This is a genomic window from Nocardioides sp. P86, assembly GCF_023712465.1.
GTDB classification, from domain to species: domain Bacteria; phylum Actinomycetota; class Actinomycetes; order Propionibacteriales; family Nocardioidaceae; genus Nocardioides; species Nocardioides kribbensis.
In genome coordinates this window covers 31846-47333 of sequence record NZ_JAMAYE010000001.1, presented here as the reverse complement: position 1 = coordinate 47333, position 15488 = coordinate 31846, and the positions used below count along the sequence as shown (strand labels likewise).

Sequence of the window (15488 nt, the reverse complement as noted above, 5' to 3'; positions counted from 1 at the left end):
GACCGCACGACCGATTCCATGGCCGCCCGCACGACCCCCGCGCCGTTCGGCGCCCGCCTGCAGGCCGCGACGGCGGCCCGCGGCCGGCTCTGCGTCGGCATCGACCCCCACGCGGCGCTGCTGCGCGCGTGGGGACTCGACGACGACGTGGCCGGCCTGGAGCGCTTCGCGCTGTCGGCGACCGAGGCGCTGGCGCCGTACTGCTCGGTGCTCAAGCCGCAGTCGGCGTTCTTCGAGCGCTTCGGGTCGCGCGGCGTCGCGGTGCTCGAGCGCGTGGTCGCCACCGCCCGCGAGGCGGGCGCCCTGGTGCTGATGGACGCCAAGCGGGGCGACATCGGCTCCACCTCCCAGGCCTACGCCGAGGCCTACCTCGACCCGTCCTCGCCGCTGGCCAGCGACGCGGTGACGGTGAGCCCCTACCTCGGCTTCGGCTCGCTGACCCCCTTCGTGGAGACCGCCCGTGCCCACGGCGCCGGGCTCCTGGTGCTCGCGCTGACCTCCAACCCCGAGGGCCCCGAGGTGCAGCACGCCACGGCGCCCGACGGCCGCAGCGTGGCCGGCGTCGTGCTCGACCACCTCCGTGCGCTCAACGCCGGCGTCGACGACGACGCGCTGGGCTCCTTCGGCGCCGTCGTCGGCGCCACCGTCGACCCGACCGCCGAGGACCTCGACGTGCGCGGCCCCCTGCTCGCCCCCGGCTTCGGCGCCCAGGGCGGCACGGTCGCCGACCTGCGGCGGGTCTTCGGCCCCGCGGCGCGCCTGGTGCTGCCCAGCTCCTCGCGCGAGGTCCTCGCCGCCGGCCCGGACCCCGTGGCGCTGCGCGACGCCGTCGCACGCACCCACGACGCGCTCGCCGCGCTCGGCTGAGCGCGTGCCCGCGCCGTCGGTGGGCCGCCGGGCTAGGTTCGGCGCCGTGAGCCCCTCCACCGTCGTACGCCGCCGTCGCCGGTCCCAGCTCCTGCGGCGCGCTCCGCTCGTGCTGGCGCTGGCCGGGGCGCTCCTGGCCGCGGGGTGCGCCGAGCCGGACTACTGCGAGACGGTGGGGGAGAGCCAGGAGGCGATCACCGAGGCCGTCGCCGACGGCGGGCCCGGCGCCCTCATCGGCGTCCTGCCCGAGCTCGAGGCGCTCCAGGCCAGCGCCCCCGACGACGTGGCCGACGAGTGGCAGCAGGTCGTCGGCAGGCTGGAGGCGCTGCGCGACGCGCTGGAGACCGCCGACGTCGCCCCCGAGGACTACGATCCCGACGAGCCCCCCGACGACCTCTCCGACGACGACCGCGCCCGGATCACCGCGGCCGCCGACGACCTGGCCTCGCCGGCCACCGTGCAGGCCCTGGCCAGCGTGGAGCAGCAGGTGCGCGACGTGTGCCAGACCCCGCTCTACCTGTGAGCGGGTCGACGGGAGCCCGCGGGTGCAGCACGCGGCCCGGGGTCAGCCGCCCCTCGTTGCCGCCGTCTGAGAGTTCTGACTAGATTGACCCTGGCCCCCTCCACCGTCGCGTCGATCAAGGACCTCTCACCCGTGGCTCTCCCTCCCCTCACGCCCGAGCAACGTCAGGCCGCTCTCGACAAGGCCGCCGCGTCGCGCCGTGAGCGGGCGGAGGTGAAGAACCGGCTGAAGAACTCCGGGGCCTCCATCGTCGACGTGCTGCGCGAGGGCAGCACCAACGAGGTGATCGGCAAGATGCGGGTCGTCGACCTGCTCCAGTCGCTGCCGGGGCTGGGCAAGGTGCGCGCCCGCCAGGTCATGGAGCGGCTCGGCATCGCCGAGAGCCGCCGGGTGCGCGGGCTGGGCATCAAGCAGGTCGCCGCGCTCGAGCGCGAGTTCGGCCCCCGAGACGCCACGTGAGCGCCGCCACGCCCCCCGAGACCTCCACCGCCACCCCCGTCGCCCCCGACGGCCCGCCCACGCGGCTGCTCGTGCTCGCCGGCCCCACCGCCGTCGGCAAGGGCACCGTGGCCGCCGCGGTGCGCGAGATGCACCCCGACGTGTGGATCTCCGTCTCGGCCACCACCCGGGCGCCCCGCCCGGGCGAGGTCGACGGGGTCCACTACCGCTTCGTCTCCGACGAGGCCTTCGACCGCATGGTCGCCGAGGACGAGCTGCTGGAGTGGGCCGTGGTCCACAAGCGGGCCCGCTACGGCACCCCGCGCGGACCGGTCGAGGAGGCCCTGGCCGCCGGCCGGCCGGCCATGCTCGAGATCGACCTCCAGGGCGCGCGCCAGGTGCGTCGCACCATGCCGCAGGCCCTCTTCGTCTTCCTCAAGCCCCCCTCCTGGGAGGAGCTGGTGCGCCGGCTCGTCGGACGGGGCACCGAGACCGCCGAGGAGCGGGAGCGGCGCCTGGAGACCGCGCAGGAGGAGCTGGCCGCCGAGCCCGAGTTCGACGTCACCGTCGTCAACCACGAAGTTCACGCTGCGGCCGACGACTTGGTAACCTTGATGATGCTCCAGCAGGAGCCGTCACGGCCCGACCGGCCCTGACCCGTTCCAACCCCAGCGAGGCTTCCGCGTGTCTGCTCCCAACATCGCCGCCGAGGGCGTCACCAACCCCTCGATCGACGACCTGCTCACCAAGACCGACAGCAAGTACAAGCTGGTCCTCTACAGCGCCAAGCGCGCCCGCCAGATCAACGCCTACTACTCCCAGCTCGGCGAGGGCCTGCTGGAGTACGTCGGCCCCCTCGTGGAGACCCACGTGCAGGAGAAGCCGCTGTCGATCGCGCTGCGCGAGATCAACGACGACCTGCTGACCTGCGAGGACGTCGACCCGGCCGAGCTCGCCGCCGAGGAGGCCGCTGCCAAGGCCGCCGCCCTCGACGCGTCCTTCGCGCCCGGCGACGAGTGATCCTCCCCTGAGCACCAGCACCACCGACGAGGCCGCCCCCCACGATGGGGAGCGGCCTCGCGTCGTCCTCGGCGTCGCCGGCGGCATCGCGGCCTACAAGGCCTGCGAGCTGCTGCGCCGGCTCACCGAGTCGGGCCACGACGTCACCGTGGTCCCCACCGCCGCGGCGCTGGAGTTCGTCGGCGCCCCCACCTGGTCGGCGCTGTCGGGCAAGCCGGTGGCCAGCGACGTGTGGACCTCGGTCCACGAGGTGCCCCACGTGCGCATCGGCAAGTCCGCCGACCTCGTCGTGGTCGCCCCCGCCACCGCCGACCTGCTGGCGCGCGCCGCCCACGGCCTGGCCGACGACCTGCTCACCAACACGCTGCTCACCGCGCGCTGCCCGGTGGTGCTCGCCCCCGCGATGCACACCGAGATGTGGGAGCACCCCGCCACCGTCGCCAACGTCGCGACGCTGCGCTCGCGCGGCGTGCTGGTGCTGGAGCCGGCGGAGGGTCGCCTCACCGGCGCCGACACCGGCAAGGGCCGGCTGCCCGACCCCGGCGAGATCTTCGAGACGTGCGTGCAGGTGCTCGCCCGCTCCGGCGACGCCGCGCCGGCCCAGGACCTCGCCGGTCGCCGCGTGGTCGTCTCCGCCGGCGGCACCCGCGAGCCGCTCGACCCCGTGCGCTTCCTCGGCAACCGCTCCTCGGGCCTCCAGGGCTGGGCCCTGGCCCGCGCCGCCGTGGCGCGGGGGGCCTCGGTGACGCTGGTGGCCGCCAACGCCACGCTGCCCGACCCCGCGGGAGCCCGCGTCGTGCGCGTGGAGACGACGGCCCAGCTCCGCGAGGCGGTCCTGGCCGCCGCGGAGGGCGCCGACGCGCTCGTCATGGCCGCCGCCCCGGCCGACTTCCGGCCCACCGAGGTCAGCACGGCGAAGATCAAGAAGTCCGACGACGGCGCTGCCCCGCCGATCGCGCTGGTGCAGAACCCCGACATCCTGCGCGAGGTGGCCGCCCGACCCGTCGGTCCGACCCGGCCCGGCGTCGTGGTCGGCTTCGCCGCCGAGACCGGCGACGCCCACTCCGGCGTGCTCGACCTGGCGCGGGCCAAGCTGACCCGCAAGGGCTGCGACCTGCTCGTCGTCAACGACGTCAGCGGGGGAGCGGTCTTCGGCAGCCCCGACAACGACGCCGTGGTCCTGGCCGCCGACGGCGCCGCCGTGGAGGTGGGCCACGGCTCCAAGGCCCACCTGGCCCACGCCGTCTGGGACCAGGTGGCGCTCCGGCTCGGCCCGGTCCCACCCGACCGGCCGCCGGGCCCCGGCCAGCCCCCCGGGTGAGCCGCACCCGACCGGTCCCGGCGTACAACTGAGACCGGCGTCCCGCACTGTGGGACGGTCGTTATCGTTGCGCGCACCACCAGCACTGCCCGCAGCACCCTTCCTACGAGAGCGAGAAGCACTGTGCCCGGACGTCTGTTCACCTCGGAGTCCGTGACCGAGGGTCACCCGGACAAGATCGCCGACCAGATCAGCGACTCGATCCTCGACGCGATGCTCGAGCAGGACCCCCACTCGCGGGTCGCGGTCGAGACGCTGCTGACGACCGGCCTGGTCGTCGTGGCCGGCGAGGTCAGCACCACCGGCTACGTCGACATCAAGAAGGTCGTGCGCGACCGGATCCTGAGCATCGGCTACGACCACTCCGACAAGGGCTTCGACGGCGAGACCTGCGGCGTGATGGTCGCCATCGGCGGACAGTCCGGCGACATCGCCCAGGGCGTCGACACCGGCTACGAGTCGCGCCTGGAGGAGTCCGTCGACGCGATGGACAAGCAGGGCGCGGGCGACCAGGGCCTGATGTTCGGCTACGCCTGCGACGACACCCCCGAGCTGATGCCCCTGCCGATCAAGATCGCGCAGACGCTCTCCGAGCGGCTCTCGGAGGTCCGCAAGGACGGCACCATGGACTACCTGCGCCCCGACGGCAAGACCCAGGTCACCATCGAGTACGACGCCGACAACCGACCCGTGCGCATCGACACCGTCGTGCTCTCCACCCAGCACGCCGACGACGTCGACCTCGCCACCGTGCTCCAGCCCGACGTCAAGAAGCACGTCATCGACCCGGTGCTCTCGGCCTTCGACATCTCCTCCGAGGGCTACCGCCTCCTGGTCAACCCCACCGGCCGCTTCGTCGTCGGTGGCCCCATGGGCGACGCCGGCCTGACCGGTCGCAAGATCATCGTCGACACCTACGGCGGCATGGCCCGCCACGGCGGTGGCGCCTTCTCGGGCAAGGACCCCTCGAAGGTCGACCGCTCCGCGGCCTACGCCATGCGCTGGGTGGCCAAGAACGTCGTGGCCGCGGGCCTGGCCCGCCGCTGCGAGGCCCAGGTCGCCTACGCGATCGGCAAGGCCCAGCCCGTCGGGGTCTTCATCGAGACCTTCGGCACCGGCACCGTGCCCGACGAGCAGATCCAGCAGGCCGTGCTGAGCGTCTTCGACCTGCGCCCGGCCGCGATCATCGCCGACCTCGACCTGCTGCGCCCGATCTACGCCAGGACCGCGGCCTACGGCCACTTCGGCCGCGAGCTCCCGGAGTTCACCTGGGAGCGCACCGACCGCGCCGAGGCCCTCAAGGCCGCCGTCGGCGCCTGAGCCCGCACCCCGCACGACTCCTGCACCACCCGCACCCGCCGGCCCCTCGAGGCCGGCGGGTGCGCTGCGTCCGTGGCTGTGTCCGTGGCTGTGTCTGTGGACGGGCGGTCGAGGGCCGACGGGCCGGTCGGCGGACGCTGGTAGACATCTGCCCGTGCCCCCTGCCGACCCCCGCCGCGACGAGCAGCCCGAGCTGCTGCCGGGGCTGGTGCGCGCCACGCTGAAGGAGTCGCAGGCCAAGGCGCGCGCCACCCGCGAGCGCAAGCGCCGCGAGGTGGAGATCGCCGAGGTCGACCCCGTCGCCCGGGTGCTCGTCGACGTGCCGCTGGCCCACCTCGACCGTCCCTTCGACTACGCCGTGCCGGCCGCGATGGCCGACGACGCTCGCCCCGGGGTCCGGGTCAAGGTGCGCTTCGCCGGGCACGACGTCGACGGCTTCCTCGTCGAGCGCGCCGCCTCCTCCGACCACCCCGGCGTCCTCCAGCCGCTGCGCCGCGTCGTCAGCCCGGAGCCGGTGCTGCTGCCCGGCGTCGCGGCGCTGACCGCGGCCGTGGCCGAGCGCTACGCCGGAGCCCGTGCCGACGTCCTCCGCCTCGCCGTGCCCCCGCGCCACGCCGGTGCGGAGAAGGAGGCCGTCGGGGAGGAGCCCTCCGGCGACCTGGCCCCGCTGCCCCCGGCCGCGGTGTCCGCCCTCGGCGCCCAGGGCCGTGAGGCGTGGGCCCAGCACCCCCACGGCGCGGCCTTCCTCGCCCACCTCGCCGAGGGCGGGGCCCCCCGCGCGGTCTGGGGCCCGCCACCCGGCGCCGACTGGCCGCACCTGCTGGCCCTGGCGGCGCTCGGCGCGCCCGGGGGAGCGGTGCTCTGCCTGCCCGACGGCAAGGACGTCGCGCGGGTGGCCGAGGCCCTCGAGCGGGCCGCCGCCGCCGCCGGGCTCCCCCCGCAGCACGCCGTGCTCACCGCCGACACCGGTCCGGCGCAGCGCTACCGCGCCTTCCTCCAGCTCTCCCGGGGCTCACGCCGGATCGCCGTCGGCACCCGCGCCGCGGCCTTCGCGCCCGTGGCGCGCCCCGGCCTGGTGGCGATCTGGGACGACGGCGACGACAACCACGCCGAGCAGCGGGCGCCCTACCCCCACGCCCGCGAGGTGCTGCTGCTGCGCGCGGCCGAGCAGGGCTCGGCCGCGCTGGTCGGCGGCTTCACGCGCACCGTGGAGGGCGACCACCTGGTCCGCACCGGGTGGGCGCGCGAGCTCGTCGCCGACCGCGGCACGCTGCGCCGGGCGGTCACGGTGACCGTGGCCGGGGCCAGTGAGCACGACCTGCGCCGCGACCCCCACGCCCGCACCGCGCGGCTGCCGACCCAGGTGCGCGACCTGGTGCGTGACGCGCTCGGCTCGGGGCCGGTGCTCGTCTCGGTGCCGCGAGGTGGCTACGCCGCCTCGCTGGCCTGCGAGCGCTGCCGCACGCCGGCGCGGTGCGCGGTGTGCTCCGGCCCCCTCCACCTGCGTGGCGCGGCCGACCCCCCGGCCTGCCGGTGGTGCGCGACGCCCGCGCCGGGGTGGGCGTGCCCCGAGTGCGGCCACCGGGGGCTGCGTGCGCCGGTGGTCGGCGACGCCCGCACCGCCGAGGAGCTGGGGCGCTCCTTCCCCGGCACCCGCGTCCGCACCTCGTCGGCCGGCGGGGAGGTGCTCGCCCGGGTCGAGGCGCGCCCGGCGATCGTGGTGGCCACCCCCGGGGCCGAGCCCGTCGCCGAGGGCGGCTACGCCGCGGTGGTCCTGCTCGACACCTGGCTGGCCCTGGCCCGCACCGACCTGCGCACCACCGAGGAGGCGCTGCGCCGCTGGGCCAACGCCGTGGGCCTGGTGGCGCCGGGCGGTCGGGCCCTGGCCGTCGGCGACCCGGCCCACCCAGCGCTGCAGGCCCTCGTCCGGTGGGACCCCGCCGGCTTCGCCGAGCGCGAGGCCGAGGAGCGTCGTAGCGCCCACCTGCCGCCCGCCTCGCGCCTGGCGACGATCTCGGGGCCGGCGGGGGCGGTCGACGACGCCCTGGTGCTCCTCGCCGCCCCCGAGGGCGCGGAGGTGCTGGGGCCGGTGCCGGAGGGCGAGGGTCCCGACCACCCCGAGCGGGTCGTGGTGAGGGTCCCGCGCCACCGCGGCCCGGAGCTCTCGCGCGCCCTCGGCGACCTCCAGCGCCTGCGGTCCTCGCGCAAGCTCGACCCGGTCCGCATCCAGGTCGACCCGCCCAGCCTCGGCTAGGGGGCCCGACGCGGCGGGCCTAGACTGGGACGTCGACGGTGGAGGTGGGCGACGGTCGTGAACGGCCACCGGTCCACCACCGGTCCACCACCGATCCACCGCCGACCGACCGCACATCCGTCGCCCCGCCAAGGAGTCCCGTGGCCGTCCAGCCCATCCGCCTCTTCGGTGACCCCGTGCTGCGCAAGCCGGCGCTCGAGGTCGTCGACTTCGACCGCGAGCTGCACAAGCTCGTGGCCGACCTCACCGACACCATGGTGGAGGCGCCGGGGGCCGGGCTCGCGGCGCCCCAGATCGGCGTCGGGCTGCGCGTCTTCACCTGGCACGTCGACGGCGAGCTCGGTCACCTCGTCAACCCGCGCCTCGAGCTGTCGGAGGAGGAGCAGCACGGTCTCGAGGGCTGCTTGTCGATCCCCGACCTGTCCTTCGAGTGCACCCGCGCGCTCTCGGTGGTGGCGCGCGGCTTCGACATGCACGGCGAGCCGGTCACCGTCCACGGCAGCGACCTGCTGGCCCGCGCCATCCAGCACGAGACCGACCACCTCGACGGGGTGCTCTTCGTCGACCGTCTCGACCAGGCCGCCCGCAAGGCCGCGATGCGCGAGATCCGCGAGGCGGAGTGGTTCGGCCTGGAGCGCCCCACCGTCAAGGTCAGCCCCCACGCCACCCTGGGCTTCGGCCTCTAGCCGGGCCGACGGGCCCCGGCGCGACCCGTCCTCCGACCCCGCCGCGGTCCACTCCCACGATCCGCACCACGAGCCACAGCACGAGCCACAGCACGAGCCACAGCACGATCCGCACCACGAGCCACACCACGAGCCACACCGGCGGTGAGCACCCGTCGCGCACCGTCACCACCTGAGGAGAGCAGTGAGAGTCGTCTTCGCCGGGACCCCCGAGGTCGCCGTCCCGTCCCTGGAGGCCGTCGCGGCCTCCGGCCACGAGCTCGTCGGCGTCGTCACCCGGCCCGACGCGCCGTCCGGACGGGGCCGCAGGCTCACCGCCAGCCCCGTCGCCCAGCGCGCCGTCGAGCTCGGGGTGCCGGTGCTCAAGCCCGAGCACCCGCGCGACCCCGACTTCCAGGAGGCCCTGCGGGCGCTGCGCCCCGACTGCTGCCCGGTCGTGGCCTACGGCGCCCTGCTGCCCCAGTCGGCCCTCGACATCCCGCCCCACGGCTGGGTCAACCTGCACTTCTCCTGCCTCCCGGCCTGGCGAGGGGCGGCCCCCGTGCAGCACGCGGTGTGGGCCGGCGACGAGGTCACCGGCGCCACGACCTTCCGCATCGTCAAGGCCATGGACGCCGGCCCCACCTTCGGCGTGATGACCGAGCGGATCCGCCCCACCGACACCGCCGGCGACCTGCTCGGCCGCCTCGCCGAGGGCGGAGCCGGACTGCTCGTGGCGACCCTCGACGGGATCGAGGACGGCTCGCTCGTCGCCCGCGAGCAGCCCGAGGACGGCGTCAGCCTGGCCCCGAAGATCCTCGTCGAGGACGCCGAGGTCGACTGGCGCGAGCCGGCCCCCGCCGTGGACCGCCGGATCCGGGCCTGCACCCCCGGGCCGGGTGCGTGGTCGACCTTCGAGGGCGAGCGGATCAAGATCGGGCCCGTCGAGATCACCGACGGAGCGCTGCCGCCGGGCGAGATCGTTGTCGGCAAGAACCACGTCGTCGTCGGCACCGGCACCCACGCGGTCAGCCTCGGCGAGGTCAAGGCCTTCGGCAAGAAGCAGATGCGCGCCGCCGACTGGGCCCGCGGGGTGCGTCTCGAGAGCGGCGCCCGGCTCGGCGCGCCCGCAGACGTCCCCGACGCCAGCGCCGCCCCCGGCGCCGAGCCGACCGCGTGAGCGGGGCGGCCGACCGGCGCGCGGCGGGCGGCACGGCCCCGGGGCGGCGTCCGCCCGCGCGGCGGCCGGCCGGGGGGCAGGTGCGGGCCGACCCGGCACGCCTGGCGGCGCTCGAGGTGCTCAAGGCCGTGCGCGTCGACGACGCCTACGCCAACCTGGTGCTGCCCGGCGTCCTGCGCGAGGCCGGTCTCAGCGGCCGCGACGCCGCCTTCACCACCGAGCTGGTCTCGGGCACGATCCGCCGCCAGGGCACCTACGACGCCGTCATCGCCGCCTGCGCCGACCGGCCGTTGCGCAAGATCGAGGCCAAGGTGCTCGACGCCCTGCGACTGGGGGTGCACCAGCTGCTGTCGATGCGGGTGCCCGACCACGCCGCGATCAGCTCCACGGTCGACCTGGTGCGCGGCAAGGTCAGCCACGGCGCCGGCAACTTCAGCAACGCCGTGCTGCGCAAGGTCGCCCAGCGCGACCTCGAGGCGTGGGTCGCCGAGCTCGCGCCCCGTGCCGCGAGCGACGACAAGCAGGCCTCCATCGCGTGGAGCCACCCCACCTGGGTGGTGGCGGCACTGCGCCGCGCCCTGGGAGAGGCCGCGGGCGAGCTGCCGGACCTGCTCGCGGCCGACAACGTGGCGCCGCGGGTCACGCTGGTCGCGCGCCCGGGTCGCTCGACCCGCGACGAGCTGCCCGGCACGCCGACCCGGCTCTCGCCGTACGGCGTGGTGCTGGAGGGCGGCGACCCGGGTGAGGTGGCGGCGGTCGCCGAGGGGCGCGCCGGGGTGCAGGACGAGGGCTCCCAGCTGGTCGCCGAGGCCCTCGCGCAGGCACCCCTCGAGGGCCCCGACGAGCGCTGGCTCGACCTGTGCGCCGGTCCTGGCGGCAAGGCGGCCCTGCTGGCCGCCCTGGCGTCCCGGCGTGGCGCCACGCTGGTGGCGGGGGAGCGGCAGCCCCACCGCGCCCGGCTGGTGGCGCGCGCCCTGCGCGGTGCCGACGGGGTGCTCGGCGTGGTGACGGCCGACGGCACGGCCCCGCCGTGGCGCCACGGCTCCTTCGACCGGGTGCTGGTCGACGCACCCTGCACCGGGCTCGGGGCGCTGCGCCGGCGTCCCGAGGCGCGCTGGCGCCGCCGCCCTGACGACCTGCTGACCCTCGTGCTGCTCCAGCGCGCGCTGGTGACCTCGGCCCTCGACCTGGTGCGTCCCGGAGGCGTGGTGCTCTACGCCACCTGCTCGCCGATCCTCGCCGAGACCGCCGAGGTGGTCTCCTCGGTCCTGGCCCAGCGTCCGGGGGTGGTGCTGGAGGACCTCGCCGCGCAGCTCCCGCAGGTCGTCGACGCGGCCGGGCCCCTGCCCGGCACGCTGCAGCTGTGGCCCCACCGCCACGAGACCGACGCGATGTTCATGGCCCTGCTGCGCGCCCCCGGCACGCCGTAGGGCGCCCCGCCGACGACGTGCCCGCGGCGGCCCGCCCCTCGTCACCGCGCTGACACGCCTAAGGTCGAGCCATGGCGACGAAGGCACCCGCGGTCGAGGTCGAGGTGGAGGGCCGGGTGGTGCGGGTCAGCAACCCCGACCGCGTGTACTTCCCCGAGTCGGGCGCGACCAAGCTCGACCTGGTCGAGTACTACCTCGCGGTGGGGCCCGGGATCGTGCACGCCCTCGAGGACCGCCCCTGCATGCTCCACCGCTTCCCGAAGGGCCTGGCCGGCCCCAAGGTGCACCAGAAGCGGCTGCCGGCGGGGGCGCCGGACTGGGTCGAGACCGTCCGGCTGCACTTCCCCCGGTGGGACCGCACGGCCGACGAGCTGTGCGTGACCGAGCTGGCCGCGGTGGTGTGGGCGGTGCAGATGTCGACCGTGGAATTCCACCCGTGGAACAGCCGCCGCGAGGACACCGAGAAGCCCGACGAGTGGCGCATCGACCTCGATCCCGGCCCCGAGTGCGACTACGACACGGTGCGCCGGGTCGCCCACGTCGCCCACGAGGTGCTCGACGACCTCGGGGCCACCGGCTTCCCCAAGACCAGCGGGAGCAAGGGCCTCCACGTCTACGTGAGGATCGCGCCGGACCACGGCTTCAAGGACGTACGCCGCGCCGCGCTCGCGTTCGCCCGCGAGGTGGAGCGGCGCAGCCCGCAGGACGTCACGACCACCTGGTGGCGCAAGGACCGCGACCCCCGCGCGGTCTTCCCCGACTACAACCAGAACGCCCGCGACCACACGATCGCAGCGGCGTACTCGGTGCGCGGACTGCCCGACGCCCGCGTCTCGACCCCGATCCGCTGGGACGAGGTCGACGACGCCGACCCGCGCGACTTCACCATCGCCACGGTCCCGGCCCGCTTCGCCGAGCTCGGCGACCTGCACGCGGGGCTCGACGACGGTGAGCACCCCTTCGACCTCGCACCGCTGCTCGAGTGGGCCGCACGTGACGAGCGCGACGGGGCGTCCCCGCCGGCCGACCCGGAGGACTGAGCCCGCTCCGGCGCCAGGGCGCAGGCCAGGGCCGGGGGACCAGGGGGCCGGGGTGGGGCGGGCCGAAGGGGTGAGACCGCGCGGCCCCTCCACCCCTGCGGGCGGTCCGCGGGAGGGCGGCGCCGGGCGAGGGTGGGCAGGTGACCTCCTCCGCCACCGAGCACCGAGTCCGCCGCGCCGCCCACGACGTCTTCGGCCACGCCGACCTGCTGCCGGGCCAGCTCGAGGCGACGACCGCGCTGCTCGAGGGCCACGACGTGCTGCTGATCTCGCCCACGGGCGCGGGCAAGTCGCTGACCTACCAGCTGGCCGGCACGATCCTGGAGCGGCTGACCCTCGTGGTCTCGCCCCTGCTGGCCCTGCAGCAGGACCAGGTCGACCACCTCGAGGCGCTGCGCGGCGACGTGCGGGCGGCCCGGCTGAGCTCGGCCGAGAGCGCCACCCGGCGCGAGGAGGTGCTCGCCGCGGCCGAGGCCGGCGAGCTCGACTTCCTCTTCCTCGCCCCCGAGCAGCTGGCGCTCGACGACGTACGCCGCCGCCTCGCGGTGGCCCGCCCGGGTCTGGTGGCCGTCGACGAGGCGCACTGCGTCTCGGCGTGGGGGCACGACTTCCGGCCCGACTACCACCGCCTCGGCGCCCTGCTCGACGAGCTGGGCGACCGCGAGGCCAGCCCCTCGGGGCGCCCTCGGGTGGTGGCGATGACGGCCACCGCCGCGCCGCCGGTGCGCGAGGAGATCGCCGAGCGGCTCGAGCTGCGCGACCCGCGCCTGGTCGTCACCGACTTCGCCCGTGACAACCTCGTGCTCGACGTGGTGCGCGTCGCGGGCGAGGACGAGCAGGAGCGTGCGGTGCTCGACGCGGCCCTCGCCGGGCCCCCCGACGCCGCGGGCATCGTCTACTGCCGCACCCGCCCGGCCACGGCGCGCTACGTCGAGCTGCTGCGCGCCGACGAGCGCCTCGGCGAGCGCACGGTCGAGGCCTACCACGCGGGTCTGGCCCACCGCCGGCGCCGCGAGACCCAGGAGGCCTTCGTCGGCGGCGGGGTCGACATCGTCGTGGCCACCTCGGCCTTCGGCATGGGCATCGACAAGCCCGACGTGCGCTTCGTGGTGCACGCCCACGCGCCGGAGTCGCCCGACACCTACTACCAGGAGGCGGGACGGGCCGGTCGTGACGGCGCCGACGCCACCGCGACCCTGGTGCACCGCGAGGAGGACCTGGCGCTGGGCCGGTTCTTCTCGGCCACCGTGCCGTCGCGGGGCGACCTGAGGAAGGCCCGGGCCGCGCTCGACGCCCTCGACGCGGCCCGCGCCGAGGGTGACGACGACGTCGCCGACCTCGACCCCGTCGAGCTCGTCGGCGAGCGGGTGGGCTGCGGTCGTCGCAAGGCGGGCCGCCTGGTCAACCTGCTGCGCGACGCCGAGGAGTCCGGGCGGGGCACCGGGGTCGACGCCGCCCGCGAGCTGGCCACCCGCCGCCGCGACCTGGAGCGCTCCCGCGTGGAGCTGGTGCGCCACTACGCCGAGACCGACCGCTGCCGCTCCCAGGTGCTGGTGGAGTACCTCGGCGAGCAGCTCGACGGGCCCTGCGGGCGCTGCGACACCTGCCGTGCCGGCGTCGTCCCCGACGCGGTCGACCCCGACGAGGTGGGTTACCGCCTGCAGGAGCAGGTGCACCACCCCGAGTTCGGCGACGGTGTGGTCACCGAGCTGGAGGCCGACCGGGTCACCGTGCTCTTCGACAGCGTCGGCTACCGCACGCTGGCCCTCGACGTCGTGCGCGACCACGACCTGCTGGCCGCGGGCTGAGCCGGTCGGGCCTTCCCCGCGAGCCCGCCCCCGGGGGGCCCCGACCCCGGCCCTCGCCTAGGCTCACCCCCCGTGGGCATCCAGATCACGCCGAGCATCCTCAACGCCGACTTCTCCCGCCTGGGCGAGGAGGTGGGCCGCATCGGCAGCGCCGACTGGGTGCACGTCGACGTCATGGACAACCACTTCGTGCCCAACCTGACCTTCGGCCCGACGATGGTCGAGGCCCTCGCGCGCTCCACGGACCTGCCCCTCGACGCGCACCTGATGATCGAGGACCCCGACTCCCACGCCCCGGCGTACGTCGAGGCCGGCTGCGCCTCGGTGACCTTCCACGTCGAGGCGGCCCGTGCGCCGGTGCGGCTGGCCCGCGAGATCCGCGCCGCCGGCGGTCGCGCCAGCATGGGCCTGCGCCCGGCCACCCCGATCGAGCCCTACGCCGACCTGCTGCCCGAGCTCGACATGGTGCTGCTGATGACCGTGGAGCCCGGCTTCGGCGGTCAGACGTTCCTCGACCTGGTGCTGCCCAAGATCCGCCGCACCCGCGCCCTGCTGGAGCGCCACGGCGTCGAGACCTGGCTCCAGGTCGACGGCGGCGTCTCGCTGGAGACCATCGAGCGGTGCGCCGAGGCCGGCGCCGACGTCTTCGTGGCGGGCTCCGCGGTCTACTCCGCCGAGGACCCCGACGAGATGGTGGGCCGCCTGCGCGCGGCCGCCGAGGCCGCCACGGGCGCCGCGGCCACGGGCACCGACGTGCCGGGGGCCTGAGCCGTGCCGACCCTCCAGGCCACCTACCTGCGCGCCGCCCACACCTTCCGCGCCGTGCTCGACCGCGTCGGTGCGGCCGACCTGGTCAGGCCCGTGCCCTCCTGCCCGGGGTGGACGGTCTCCGACGTCGTGACCCACGTCCTCGAGCACCACGAGCACGTGCTCGGGGCGCACCTGGCCGGCGACGTCACCGGCGACCTGATGGCCACCTACGCCGCCGCCATCCCCGACGACCCCGCCCTGGCCGCCACCGCGCCCTACGACACCCTCGAGCTGACCCTCCACGCCTGGGACGTCGCACGCGCCCTGGAGGCCGACCTGCGCCTGGGCGAGGACCAGCTGACCTTCCTCGAGGTGCTCGCGCGCGAGGCCGGCGACACGCTCTACGCCGAGGAGGGCTTCGCACGCCTCGAGGGCGACGCCGCCGACCCCGCCGGCCTGGACCGCCAGGGCCTGGCGCTGCTGCCCTTCGGCCGCCGCGAGGACGCCACCGCCTGAGCAGCGCCACCCCGGCCGCCTGTGCCGCCGCCCGTGCCCGCCTGCCGCGTGTCCCTGCCGGCGTCATGCGAGGGCTGGAGGCGCATCCACGGTCCGCATGACGCGCCCCGGTCGCAGGCCCCCGGCCGCCTGCCCGGACCGCTACGCCGACCCCGCTGTGCGGGTGCTCACACCCGCGGACGACACGGGTGTGGTTAAACTGCACCTGACGAGTCAACATTGCTCGCGTGCTCTGGGGTCGGTGAAAATCCGAGCCGGCGGTGAAAGTCCGCGACCCGGTCACCTCCAGTGACCGGTTGACCAGGTGGAACTCCTGGACCGACGGTCAAAGTCCGGATGGGAAGTGCACGCAGGTG

15 protein-coding genes and 1 riboswitch are annotated in these 15488 nt (G+C 75.8%); all 15 genes read left to right on the top strand.

What is annotated here, in order from left to right:
• The first annotated feature begins 18 nt into the window (after positions 1–18).
• The 15 genes from pyrF to M3673_RS00175 all read left to right on the top strand — a co-directional run bounded on the left by pyrF (position 19) and on the right by M3673_RS00175 (position 15132).
• Complete coding sequence (pyrF, locus tag M3673_RS00245; protein ID WP_251532752.1) at positions 19–867, top strand: orotidine-5'-phosphate decarboxylase; 849 nt, start codon at positions 19–21, stop codon at positions 865–867.
• Positions 868–913: 46 nt separating this feature from the next.
• Positions 914–1390 carry a hypothetical protein gene (locus M3673_RS00240; protein WP_251530711.1) on the top strand — a complete coding sequence of 159 codons (477 nt, stop codon included), beginning with the start codon at positions 914–916 and terminating at the stop codon, positions 1388–1390.
• Between the two features lie 132 nt (positions 1391–1522).
• On the top strand, positions 1523–1849 hold the full coding sequence (mihF, locus tag M3673_RS00235) for an integration host factor, actinobacterial type (RefSeq protein WP_056862998.1): 327 nt from the start codon (positions 1523–1525) through the stop codon (positions 1847–1849).
• A 65-nt stretch (positions 1850–1914) separates the two neighbouring features.
• Positions 1915–2484, top strand: a complete 570-nt coding sequence (gene gmk, locus M3673_RS00230; protein ID WP_056862999.1) for a guanylate kinase — start codon at positions 1915–1917, stop codon at positions 2482–2484.
• Positions 2485–2512: 28 nt separating this feature from the next.
• On the top strand, positions 2513–2848 hold the full coding sequence (rpoZ, locus tag M3673_RS00225) for a DNA-directed RNA polymerase subunit omega (protein ID WP_056862795.1): 336 nt from the start codon (positions 2513–2515) through the stop codon (positions 2846–2848).
• 7 nt (positions 2849–2855) lie between these two features.
• Positions 2856–4169, top strand: a complete 1314-nt coding sequence (gene coaBC, locus M3673_RS00220) for a bifunctional phosphopantothenoylcysteine decarboxylase/phosphopantothenate--cysteine ligase CoaBC (RefSeq protein WP_251532750.1) — start codon at positions 2856–2858, stop codon at positions 4167–4169.
• Positions 4170–4292: 123 nt separating this feature from the next.
• Positions 4293–5489 carry a methionine adenosyltransferase gene (gene metK, locus M3673_RS00215; RefSeq protein WP_193664112.1) on the top strand — a complete coding sequence of 399 codons (1197 nt, stop codon included), beginning with the start codon at positions 4293–4295 and terminating at the stop codon, positions 5487–5489.
• Positions 5490–5643: 154 nt separating this feature from the next.
• A complete protein-coding gene (locus M3673_RS00210) occupies positions 5644–7743 on the top strand; it encodes a primosomal protein N' (RefSeq protein ID WP_251530709.1) in 2100 nt (699 codons plus the stop codon).
• Positions 7744–7883: 140 nt separating this feature from the next.
• Positions 7884–8429: a peptide deformylase gene (def, locus tag M3673_RS00205; RefSeq protein WP_251530707.1), complete on the top strand. Its 546-nt coding sequence runs from the start codon at positions 7884–7886 to the stop codon at positions 8427–8429.
• Between the two features lie 184 nt (positions 8430–8613).
• The gene (fmt, locus tag M3673_RS00200; RefSeq protein WP_251530705.1) at positions 8614–9588 is read left to right on the top strand and encodes a methionyl-tRNA formyltransferase; all 975 of its coding nucleotides are present in this window, start codon (positions 8614–8616) and stop codon (positions 9586–9588) included.
• Between the two features lie 80 nt (positions 9589–9668).
• Positions 9669–11018 (top strand): transcription antitermination factor NusB, encoded by a 1350-nt coding sequence (locus M3673_RS00195; RefSeq protein ID WP_251532749.1) that lies wholly within the window; start codon positions 9669–9671, stop codon positions 11016–11018.
• Between the two features lie 71 nt (positions 11019–11089).
• Positions 11090–12058, top strand: coding sequence for a non-homologous end-joining DNA ligase (gene ligD, locus M3673_RS00190; RefSeq protein WP_251530703.1), 969 nt, complete (start codon positions 11090–11092; stop codon positions 12056–12058).
• Positions 12059–12198: 140 nt separating this feature from the next.
• Positions 12199–13866 carry a RecQ family ATP-dependent DNA helicase gene (locus M3673_RS00185; protein ID WP_251530701.1) on the top strand — a complete coding sequence of 556 codons (1668 nt, stop codon included), beginning with the start codon at positions 12199–12201 and terminating at the stop codon, positions 13864–13866.
• Positions 13867–13938: 72 nt separating this feature from the next.
• Entirely contained in the window at positions 13939–14634 is a 696-nt protein-coding gene (rpe, locus tag M3673_RS00180) for a ribulose-phosphate 3-epimerase (RefSeq protein ID WP_193666500.1), read from the top strand.
• Positions 14635–14637: 3 nt separating this feature from the next.
• The gene (locus M3673_RS00175; protein ID WP_193666499.1) at positions 14638–15132 is read left to right on the top strand and encodes a maleylpyruvate isomerase N-terminal domain-containing protein; all 495 of its coding nucleotides are present in this window, start codon (positions 14638–14640) and stop codon (positions 15130–15132) included.
• 223 nt (positions 15133–15355) lie between these two features.
• Positions 15356–15485: riboswitch (FMN riboswitch) on the top strand.
• The last annotated feature ends 3 nt before the right edge of the window (positions 15486–15488 follow it).

Coding starts and splice junctions, on each gene's coding strand:
- pyrF (WP_251532752.1), top strand. CDS start 19: ATGGCCGCCCGCACGACCCCCGCGCCGTTCGGCGCCCGCCTGCAGGCC.
- ligD (WP_251530703.1), top strand. CDS start 11,090: ATGGCGACGAAGGCACCCGCGGTCGAGGTCGAGGTGGAGGGCCGGGTG.